Raw genomic sequence first — 10,573 nt, 5'->3', positions numbered from 1 at the left:
TATTGAAAAAAACGAGAAGAATACGACGTATTATTTGTTCGGGAAGAAGATATTGCGGATCAGACGGTCGCCTGTCAAGAAGCTGGAGCAGGAAGTAGAGGCGTTGTCGTCGATCGTTCGATCGTCTGTTACGGCTTCTACTATGCCGAAGGCGGAGGGGCTGCTTCGTGATATCCAGATGGCCGATCTGCGCATCTTGCGTGAGTTTGATCGTGTGGCGCGCGAGGCGGGCATGACTTGGTGGCTCGATTTCGGTACGCTTCTCGGTGCGGTGCGTCACGGCGGATTTATTCCGTGGGATGATGATATTGATGTGTGTATGGTGCGTGAGGATTATAATAGGTTGATCGAAACGTTTACTCGGCTTACGCAGGATGATGAGCTGGAGGCTGTTCATTATTCGAATCCGAACGGTAAGGTGAATCTTATCAAGGTGCGGCATCGCAGGTTGAAGGATCTGTGCGTCGATGTTTTCCCTGTCGATGTCTGTCGAGAGGAGATGTCGGATGAGGAGAAGCTCAAGTTCAGCAAGGAGCTGAAGCAGATGATCGGGACGAATCGCAGGAAGGGCAAGGAGCAGGGCAGGATCGAGGATTATCATGCGCGGTTTTTGTCCCTTCGTGATAAGTATCTGCCGAAAGTCTGTGCGTATGATGATGCGGAGGCGAAGACGGTGTATTACGGTTGTGAGTTCTGCCATGAAAGACATCGTTATAATGCGTTCGATCACGGAGATATTTTCCCTGTGAAGATGATATCGTTCGAGGGTGAACAGTTCCCTTGTGTGGCACAGCCCGACAGATATTTGACGTATGTGTTCGGTGACTATATGGGGCTTCCGAAGGAAGTGCATGTACATATTGATACGAAGAAGTATACGCCGAAAGAGATCTTCGCGATCCGTGCGTATGGTCGGGGGGAATAGAGATGAAGAGGGTTATTACATACGGGACGTTCGATCTTCTTCATTATGGTCATATCAATCTCTTGAAGCGGGCAAAAGCGTTGGGGGATTATCTGATCGTGGTGGTTTCGACGGATGAGTTCAATGCAAAAGAGAAGAATAAGATGTGCTATTTCGATTACGAAACGCGCAAGAAGCTCGTTGAGGCGGTGCGATATGTTGATCTTGTGATTCCCGAGGAGTCGTGGGATCAGAAGATCAGTGATGTGAAGGAGTTCCGCGTTGATACGTTCGTGATGGGCGATGATTGGGTAGGAAAGTTCGATTTTTTAAAACCGTATTGCGAGGTCGTATATCTTCCGCGTACGCCCGAGGTTTCGACGACGAAGATCAAAGAGGAATTGAAGAAGTAGGTTCATATGTTATAGAAGCCTTGTGCTGATGCATGAGGCTTTTTTATTTATCTGAACAGGGCGGGTGGAATTTCTCTTCCTCTATATGGCAGGTTTTGGCCATTTCTTGGCGAACTCGTTAGGTAGGATATTTTGTATGATAGGGGGGCTTTTCTGATGGGTGCGTTGGCAGGCAGGCGGACGCTTCTTCTTGTTATAGTGAGTATGTTCTGGTTCGCGCAGTATGTGTATGTGCCATATCAGACGCCGTTTCTTATCGAGATGGGTACGACGAGTGCGATGGTCGGTATCGTTGTGGGGGCGTACGGTCTGACGCAGTTTCTTGCGCGTATGCCGATCGGCTTGGCGGCTGACCGCATCGGTCGTCATAAGGGGTTTATCGTGCTTGGTGTGGCGGCGGCAGGTCTTGCGTCTGTTCTTCGCATCATGTTTCCGAATGCGGAGGGGTTTTTGGCGGCGAATCTTTTGTCGGGTCTGGCGTCGGGTATGTGGATCTCGTTTATGGTGCTGTTTGCGACGTATTTTGCGCGTGAGAAGCTTCAGCAGTCGACGGGGCGCATTATTGCGGCGAATAATATCGGTATTTTCTGCGGATTTTTGTTGAGTACGGTGGCGTATGCGCCGTTGGGGATGGATTTTCTCTGTCTGGCGGGTGCGCTTGTGAGCGGTGCGGCTCTTCTTCTTGCGCTGGCTATTCGTGAGGAGAAGGTGGTGCGCGAGCCGCTTCAAGTACGGGAGCTTGTTACGGTATATAAGGATAAGCGGCTTATCCTGTTTTCGATGTTCGCGCTCGTTCAGCAGGGTATTATGATGTCGACGAGTATGTCGTTTACGGCAGAGGCGGCGCGCAGGATCGGTGCGACGGAGTGGGAGATCGGTATGTGTGCGGTGGTGTATATTATCGCGGCGGTCGTCAGCTCGTATTTTGCCGCGTCCGATTTCGCGTCTAAGTTCGGGGCGAAGGTGTGGGTGCCGCTGTCGTCTTTGGCACTGGTGGTTTATTGTGTGCTCGTTCCGCACGCGCCGACGGCGGCTGCGTTTTACGGTGTGCAGATGTTTGCGGGGATCTCGACAGGGGTGCTGTTTTCGTATTGCACGAGTGAGGCGATGCAGAATGTACCGCAGTCGAAGCGTTCTACTGCGATGGGGTATCATCAGGCTCTCTATGCGATCGGTATGACTGTTATGCCTGTCATTACAGGGAGTATCGTTTCCGCATACGGTATGGCGACTGCCTTCTATTTCCTCGCATTTACATCGCTTGTCGGTGTCGTGGTATCGTATCTGTTCTATCGGTCAAAAGGCGCATATGCGCGATAATATCGAAAACATGGTCGCTTGCTGTGATGGTGAGCGACTTTTTTGTGTGCAGAAGGATATCTCTCCCTCCGTCATGGCGATGCCATGCCACCTCCCTCATCAGAAGGAGCCGGGTATTATTTGCCGAGATGAAACGATTTTCGTGAAGAGAATAAGATACAATCATCAACCCGTTTTCTCTTTCTCAACTATACCGAAACTTCCATCAGCACAACCATCGCCTTTGAAAAAGGATTTGAGTGATGGCAGTAGATAGTAGTCCTTTTTCAAGAGCGATGCAGTTTCTTTGTAACTTTCTTTGCTGACAAAGAAAGTTAAAGAGATGGGAAGAGTGATGACCTTGTGACAAGAAAGGCTTTGCGATTTCAATACGCACCACAAAAATAAAAAACAACCCCCGTTCTCCTCATTTTCCTTCCCTCCCCGTATTCTTTCCTCCCTCCTTGCATACAATGGGTCTGAAGGGGTGAACGAATCGTGCTGAAACATATCAAATGCGGCGGTGTGGTACTGATCGTCAACGGTATGGCGATCTGCTCGGTGTGCAAGCGGGCTGTGCGGGCGGAAGTGTCGTCGAAATAATGGATTTCGCGCAGGCCACCGATCCGAATCGTGCTTGCCTGTGGGTTCAAATGAAAGACTGTCCGAAAAGGAAAAGCCACCCAAACGGGTGGCTTTTGTACGTTGATATCGGTTTTTAGTTGTCAAGCCAGCGACGAATGAGGAGCATGCCTTCTTTGAGGCGTTCTGCGGCGATGCGCATTTCTTCTTCGGTGGCATTGGCACACAGCTTCTCGCGAATGAGGGCGTGGCATTTGTCGAGGTTTGAGTTGAGGAGCGCGTCGCCTTTGTCTGTCAGTGCGATGTTGATGATGCGGCGGTCATCTTCGCTCGGCATGCGGACGATGAGCTCGTCTTTGGCAAGGCGGTCGATGATCGGCGTCATCTGCTGCTTGGATACGGCGATCTTTTTGGCGAGCGAGCCCATGTTATCGGGACCGAAATGTTTGAGCATAATAAGCGTGCGGTAGTGGTTCGGGCTCATGGAGGCGCGCATGTTATCGACGAGATATTCGTGAACGAAGATCAAGACTTCGAGCAGACCCTGCGCAACTTCGTGATAATGCTGTTGGTTATTTTTTTCTTGCATAGAAAAGGCTCCTTTGTGTTCTTTTTGCTTGACTGAAAAGCGATATTGCGGTATATTTAACAAGTAAAAATTTATTTACTATGATAGATTGACCTCGGACAGTCATCATCTATGGATTATCATACCAAATAACAGCAGGAAGCGTCAAGGTCTTGCGTGATTTGGCGGGGTAATAATAGAAAATGATGTTCGAGCAGAATGAAAAAAGGAGGAAAGACAGAGTGTTTTTGAAAAACAAAAAGAAAATGCTTGGCGCAATGCTGGCGGCTGTGATGCTGGTCGCAGGTCTGATCGCAGGCTGCGGTTCTGATGAGCAGAAACAGCAGGCTAACGGCGTTGCAGTCAAGGCAATGCAGGTCACGACGCATGATGTTCCGCTTCGTTATACTTATGCAGGGCAGGTCACTGCTCGTGATGAAGTAAAGGTGCAGTCGCGTGTAGGCGGTGTGCTTGTTGAGAAGATGGTAGAGGGCGGTGCTACGGTCAAGAAAGGCCAGCCGCTTTTCCGTATCGACAGCCGTCAGTATGAAGCGGCTCTCTACAATGCGAAGGCAAATCTTGCCGATGCAGAAGCTCGTCTTGCCAATGCACAGCTCGATACGCAGCGTTATGCAGAGCTTGTTGAGCAGAACGCGATCTCCAAGCAGCAGTATGATACGCAAAAGAGTATCGAGAGCCAGTACCGTGCATCGGTAGCGGCGATGCGTGCGCTTGTAGAACGTGCGCAGGACGACCTTGAAGATACGGTCGTTGTGTCGCCTGTCAACGGTCGCATGGACCTTTCGGACGTAGCAGTCGGTACGCTTGTTACGGCGGGCGGTACGACGCTTGCGACGGTTTCGTCGGTAGACCCTGTATTCGTACAGTTCACGATGAGTGAGAACGAGTATCTCCGCCTTGCACAGCAGAATCAAGGTGCGCTTCCGAAGGATTGGGGCTCCGAGATCAGTCTTGTGCTTTCTAACGGCATGAAATATGCAGGTTATGGTCATCTCGCGCAGGTAGACCGCGGTATCGGTCAGACGACGGGTGCGCTCTCGCTCAAAGCTGAGTTCAAAAATCCGCAGCAGGTACTGATCCCGGGTATGTTCGCGCGTGTGACGATCGCCGACGGCGTTCGCCAAGGTGCTCTTCTCATTCCACAGCGTGCTGTTCAGCAGGTTCTTGAAAAGACGTTCGTTACGACTGTCGGCGAAGATAACAAAGCTGTCAGCAAAGAGATCACGCTCGGTGATAAGGTCGGCAGCTACTGGATCGTCGAGAGCGGTCTTGAACCGACCGACGTTGTTGTCGTAGAAGGTCTTACCAAACTTCAAGATGGTTTGGATTTGATGGTAACGATGGCTACCCCGGAAGAGCTCAAACTTACGTTTGATGAAGAATAAGGGGGACTGACAGATGGCACGATTTTTTATCGACAGACCGATCTTCGCGATCGTTATCTCGATCTTGATACTCCTTGCAGGTACGCTTGCGGCACTCCAGCTTCCGATCGCAAAATATCCGCAGATCCAGCCGCCGACAGTCAATGTCGTCACGACGTACATCGGCGCGAATGCGGGCGTCGTCAATGAAACGGTCGCACAGACGATCGAACAGCAGGTAAACGGTGTACAGGGCATGGACTACATGTCCTCCAACTCGGACGACACGGGTCGCTACAGCTTAAGCGTTGCGTTCGAGCTCGGTGTTGACTCCGACATCGCGGCGGTAAAAGTACAGAATGCCGTAGCAACTGCAAACCGTTCGCTTCCGGAAGAGGTAAAAGCGTCCGGTGTTACAACGAAAAAAGCATCTGCCGACATGGCATATGTATTCTCTCTTTATTCGGAAAACGAAAACTATGACCGTCGATTCCTTAAAAACTATGCCGACATTTATATGCTCGATGCGATCAAACGTGTCAACGGTGTCGGTGACGTAATGATCTTCGGTCCGAATGCCTCCATGAAGGTATGGCTCAACCCTGACCGTCTGGCAGAACTCGGTATCACAGTGACTGACATCGTTGCCGCGGTACAGGAACAGAACATTCAGGCACCGGCAGGGCGTGTCGGCCAGCAGCCTTCGCCCGAATTGCAGGAATTCCAGTACACAGGCCGTGTACAGGGTCGTCTGACCACGCCTGAAGAATTCTCCGATATTATTATCAAAGCACTCCCGAACGGAAACTTCCTCCGTCTTGGCGACATTGCCCGTATCGAATTCTCCGAACAGACGAGTAACATCGAATCGGAATTCAACGGCAATACGGGTATCGGCTTAGGTATCCAGCTGACAGACGATGCCAATGCACTTGAGGTATGTACGAAGGTAAGAGCCGTCCTCGAAGATGCGAAGAAAAACTTCCCGCCGGGCGTCAACTACAAAGAAGTATATGACAGCTCGACGTACGTAAGCGAATCGCTCCGCGAAGTCGTCAAGACCTTCCTTGAAGCACTCGCACTCGTCGTACTCGTTATCTTCCTCTTCTTACAGAGCGTTCGTGCAACGCTCATTCCGGTACTGGCGATCCCGGTATCGATCATCGGGACATTCGCCGCATTTATCCTGCTCGGATTCTCGATCAATACACTGACGCTTTTCGCTATGGTACTTGCCATCGGTCTTGTCGTAGACGACGCGATCGTCGTAATCGAGAACGTAGAGTACCATATGTCGCATGATAAGCTCGATGCGAAAGAAGCAACGCGCGTCGCCATGGACGAAGTATCCGGCCCTGTTGTCGCGATCGCCTGCGTACTCGCATCCGTATTCATTCCGTGTGCATTCCTCGGCGGTATGATGGGTGTCCTCTATAAACAGTTCGCCCTTACCATTGCCGTATCGATGGGTCTTAGCGCATTCATCGCACTTACCCTTACACCTGCGCTCTGTGCGACCATGCTCAAACCGCACGACCAGCTCAAGAAAAAAGGTGTCCTCGACATCTTCTTCCGCAAGTTCAATATCTGGTTTGAACGCGTAACGCGCAGCTACGTCAAAGGCGTACGCCGCTGCATCGCACACTCCCGTCTTGTTCTCGTCGGCCTCATGATCGTCTGCGCAAGTATCTACGGCCTCTCGCAGATCGTACCGAGCACCTTCGTGCCGGAAGAAGACCAGGGCTTCATGATCGGCGTCGTACAGCTCCCGGAAGGTACCAGCCTTAACCGTACCCGTGAGCTCATGCAGGAAGTATCGGAAGATGTCCGTGCGATCCCGGGCGTAAGAAACGCCATGGCGATCATCGGTTACGACATGGTAGCCGGCGGTGCGAAACCGTCGTCCGGTACGATGTTCGTCGGTATGGATCCGTGGAGCGAGCGCAAAACGGCAGAACTCCAGATCTCCAATATCATCAAACAGACCTTCGGTCTTGGTGCGAAATATCCCGAAGCAACGATCCTCGCATTCAACCCGCCGTCTATCCCGGGTCTTGGCAACATCGGCGGTTTCACCATGCAGATCATGGATATGGAAGGCCGCAACGACCTTCAGCTCAAAGAGATCGCAGATAAGATCGTCATGGAAGCCAACAAGCGTCCCGAACTCATCGGTGTATATACCACGTTCAAAATGACCGCACCGAACTACGAGTTCGACATCGATCGCGAAAAGATCAAAAACCTCGGCGTGGCAACGAGCGACGTATTCATGGCGCTCCAGACCAACTTCGGCGGCTATGAGATCAACGACTTCAACCGCTTCGGCAGAACGTACAAAGTCATGATCCAGGCAGACCAAGAGTTCCGTGGTGAAGTCGACAACACGCGCTTCATGTTCGTCAAAAATAAAGACGGCGAAATGATCCCGCTCGATACGCTTCTTACGCCGAAACTCACCACGGCACCGACCAACATCAGCCGATTCAATGCAACGCGCTCCATCCAGATCAACGGTAACGCCGCACCGGGCTACAGCTCCGGTCAGGCTATCGCTGTCATGGAAGAGATCGCCGCACAGCATCTCCCGAGCGGCTGTCAGATCGAATGGTCCGGCCAGAGCCGTGAAGAAAAGAAAACAGGCGACTCCACGATGAAAGTATTCGCACTTGCCATCGTATTCGCATTCCTCTGCCTTGCGGCACTGTATGAATCCTGGAGCATCCCATTCGCCGTACTCCTCAGTATCCCGTGCGGGGTAGTCGGGGCATACGGGGCGCAAGCACTCATGGGTCTTCAAAACAGTATCTACATGCAGATCGGTCTTATCATGATCATCGGTCTTGCCGCCAAGAACGCCATCCTCATCGTCGAATTCGCCAAAGTGCGCTTTGACAAAGGCATGGACGCTATCGAAGCGGCAGTCGAAGGCTCCAAACTTCGTTTCCGTCCGATCCTCATGACATCGTTCGCATTCATCATCGGTTGTCTTCCGCTCGCCATCGCAACAGGCGCAGGCGCAGCAGCCCGTAATGAAATGGGTACAGCCGTAGTCGGTGGTATGCTCTCCGCAACCATCATCGGTATCTTCTTCATCCCTGTACTCTTCCTCTTCATCGAACGTATTCGCCTCCGTGCGAAAGCCATCGTTGACAACTTCAAGAAGAAACAAGGACTGTAAGATAAACGAATAACAACAAAGCACTCTCTCCTTTTGGGGTGAGTGCTTTTGTTTGTTTGTAGAATATGATAAGATAAGAAAAGAGGTGATATCATATATGGCAGGCGCAATACTATTCTATATAGCATGGCTCATACTCGGCGCAGTAACCGTAAAAAATCGTATAGCAGGCAACATGATCGCAACTGTCGGTTACATACTTGCACTGATAGAAGTCCTGGCCAGACAGTTGACAGGCGAACATATCAGCTACTTTATCCTAAGCCGTGTCGATCTGACGATGCTCGAAATGGCTCCCGTCGTAGTACCGCACTATGTCTATGGAGGTATCGCTGTAACCGCGATCGTTCTATACGGACAATATCGTCTGATAAAAAAGATGTGCCAAAAGTCCGTCAGCAAACGCATCAGGATCGCCCTGACGCTCGCGGCTATCTTGATATTGGCACTGTCCACTACTTCAAAAGCATATGTAGAGATGTGCCGCTCGGCAGGCAAGATCCATGCCTATCAATCTATGACGTTGGCAGAAGCAAAAGAAAAGCTGCACTTCGGTGACTACATGACACAAGACGAAGTTGTGGCACGTGCAGGAAAAAATATCGTCGTCATCTACCTCGAATCACTCGAAAACAACTTCCTCGATGAAACAAACTTCCCGCTCGAAATGGCAAACATCCATCGCCTCCAACAACAAGGATGGCATACGTATGATAACTACGATTGTGTATACGGTGCCAACTGGACGATCGGCTCGCTCTACGCCACACAGACGGGCATCCCCACCATGTTCGGCGGTAATCGAGGCGTATTCAACGTACAAGCGGAAACAGACGCGCTGTCTTATACCGCTGTACTGAAACGTGCAGGATATCAAAGCGTATTCCTCTCCAACAGCTACCTCGAATTCGGCGGAACAGGTGCCATGATGCGTGCACTCGGATACGAAACGATCGGTGGAGAAACCTTCGCCGAAGACACCCCGAGAACGAGATGGGGCGTCCATGATGTACACGGCTTCGCCAAAGCCAAAGAAGAATACATCAGACTCTCAAAAAGCGGTCAGCCATTCCAGCTCACATTCCTCACCGTAGACACCCATTATCCCGACGGATTCCCCGATGAAGCGATGCGAAACCATCTCGATGCGCAGATACCGTCAGGCTCGCATGAATATGTCGTCGCCACCCTCGACTGGCTCGTCGGCGACTTCGTCCGATTCATCAGATCACAGCCGAACGGACAAGACACCGTCATCGTACTGATGAGCGACCATCTTATGATGCAGAAGAAAAACGAAAGATCGATCGTAGACAAGCTGGACAAAAGCCCGAGGCACAACCTCCTCATGACCGACCGTCCGATCCCGAATCGAACGACTGCTGACAAGATTGCCTTCTGGGATATCCCGCATATCATGCTCGACCTTGCCGAAATCGAACACAACGCGAGATTTCCCATTGATATGAATAACAACCTCTCCGAACGATATATCAAAGACAACGAACCGCTCTTCACCATATTCAATATCAAACTGCTCAAATAAATAACGAAGCACTCATTCCTTGCAGGGTGAGTGCTTTTATTACAACAAAAAGTATGTTATAATATATTATATAGTACATATTATGGTAAGGGAAGGGGCAATCGTATATGGGCTGCTGCGACGACCGCGATTTAGTGCCGAAAAGCATGATGCCGTCGGGCGGAATGTGCTGTCTTGTGCTCATCGCATTTGCAGTATGCACAGCGTTATTCGGTTGCTTGATATTCGCTTAAAGAAAGGGGCGGCGGCAATGAACGAAACAAGATACGACCTTGCGGCAAGACCTGACGACTGGGACGAGCAAGCATACGACGAAGCCAAGCAAGCATGGCAAGCATGGTGCGAAAAAGAATCGGAAAAGACAGAAGGCGAAGAGCTAAGCGAAGAAGAGAAACTGATGCAGGCGGAGAACCGACGCCTGATCGCAGCGCGCCACGATGAAGCAAAACAGCGCAGATGGGAAGCCATGATGCGCGGTGAGGAAATATGTGAGGAAGAAGCTGAAGAGATTCAAAAACGGCGAGAAGAAGAACGTATGGACCATGAGCGAATCGCCGATGAAGCACAAAGGCGTATGGAAATGGTGATTTGGTTTACGGTTATACTTATTGGTGCCATGGGATTTTTGAGCGCAATTTTTAAATAAACTTGCTATGCTGATCGCATCGGCATCGGTGCAAAAAATATTACATCAT

Annotated in this window: 8 protein-coding genes; 7 read left to right on the top strand and 1 reads right to left on the bottom strand. The window is 50.8% G+C overall.

Annotated features, from left to right (window positions below; all coding sequences use genetic code 11):
• The 3 genes from IJN28_07985 to IJN28_07975 all read left to right on the top strand — a co-directional run.
• Positions 1 to 925: LicD family protein (locus tag IJN28_07985; protein ID MBQ6713706.1), on the top strand; the 925-nt coding region annotated here is incomplete at its 5' end.
• A gap of 2 nt (positions 926 to 927) precedes the next feature.
• Positions 928 to 1,317 (top strand): glycerol-3-phosphate cytidylyltransferase, encoded by a 390-nt coding sequence (gene tagD, locus IJN28_07980; protein ID MBQ6713705.1) that lies wholly within the window; start codon positions 928 to 930, stop codon positions 1,315 to 1,317.
• A gap of 156 nt (positions 1,318 to 1,473) precedes the next feature.
• Positions 1,474 to 2,637, top strand: coding sequence for an MFS transporter (locus IJN28_07975; protein ID MBQ6713704.1), 1,164 nt, complete (start codon positions 1,474 to 1,476; stop codon positions 2,635 to 2,637).
• 697 nt (positions 2,638 to 3,334) lie between these two features.
• Here the strand turns inward: IJN28_07975 and IJN28_07970 are convergent.
• Positions 3,335 to 3,787: a MarR family transcriptional regulator gene (locus IJN28_07970; GenBank protein ID MBQ6713703.1), complete on the bottom strand. Its 453-nt coding sequence runs from the start codon at positions 3,785 to 3,787 to the stop codon at positions 3,335 to 3,337.
• A 245-nt stretch (positions 3,788 to 4,032) separates the two neighbouring features.
• On the opposite strand from IJN28_07970, the gene IJN28_07965 reads away from it, so the two are divergent.
• The 4 genes from IJN28_07965 (at position 4,033) to IJN28_07950 (ending at position 10,524) form a co-directional block, all read left to right on the top strand.
• A complete protein-coding gene (locus tag IJN28_07965; GenBank protein MBQ6713702.1) occupies positions 4,033 to 5,172 on the top strand; it encodes an efflux RND transporter periplasmic adaptor subunit in 1,140 nt (379 codons plus the stop codon).
• 13 nt (positions 5,173 to 5,185) lie between these two features.
• Positions 5,186 to 8,332: a multidrug efflux RND transporter permease subunit gene (locus IJN28_07960; protein MBQ6713701.1), complete on the top strand. Its 3,147-nt coding sequence runs from the start codon at positions 5,186 to 5,188 to the stop codon at positions 8,330 to 8,332.
• Positions 8,333 to 8,429: 97 nt separating this feature from the next.
• Entirely contained in the window at positions 8,430 to 9,878 is a 1,449-nt protein-coding gene (locus IJN28_07955; protein MBQ6713700.1) for an LTA synthase family protein, read from the top strand.
• Between the two features lie 250 nt (positions 9,879 to 10,128).
• Positions 10,129 to 10,524 (top strand): hypothetical protein, encoded by a 396-nt coding sequence (locus IJN28_07950; GenBank protein ID MBQ6713699.1) that lies wholly within the window; start codon positions 10,129 to 10,131, stop codon positions 10,522 to 10,524.
• The last annotated feature ends 49 nt before the right edge of the window (positions 10,525 to 10,573 follow it).

The organism is Selenomonadales bacterium (genome assembly GCA_017442105.1).
Lineage (GTDB): Bacteria > Bacillota > Negativicutes > RGIG982 > RGIG982 > RGIG982.
Note: the sequence above shows the minus strand (reverse complement) of the source record. Positions and strands in the feature narration are given on the sequence as shown.

Coding starts and splice junctions, on each gene's coding strand:
- IJN28_07950 (MBQ6713699.1), top strand. CDS start 10,129: ATGAACGAAACAAGATACGACCTTGCGGCAAGACCTGACGACTGGGAC.
- IJN28_07970 (MBQ6713703.1), bottom strand. CDS start 3,787: ATGCAAGAAAAAAATAACCAACAGCATTATCACGAAGTTGCGCAGGGT.
- IJN28_07975 (MBQ6713704.1), top strand. CDS start 1,474: ATGGGTGCGTTGGCAGGCAGGCGGACGCTTCTTCTTGTTATAGTGAGT.
- IJN28_07960 (MBQ6713701.1), top strand. CDS start 5,186: ATGGCACGATTTTTTATCGACAGACCGATCTTCGCGATCGTTATCTCG.
- IJN28_07965 (MBQ6713702.1), top strand. CDS start 4,033: ATGCTTGGCGCAATGCTGGCGGCTGTGATGCTGGTCGCAGGTCTGATC.
- tagD (MBQ6713705.1), top strand. CDS start 928: ATGAAGAGGGTTATTACATACGGGACGTTCGATCTTCTTCATTATGGT.
- IJN28_07955 (MBQ6713700.1), top strand. CDS start 8,430: ATGGCAGGCGCAATACTATTCTATATAGCATGGCTCATACTCGGCGCA.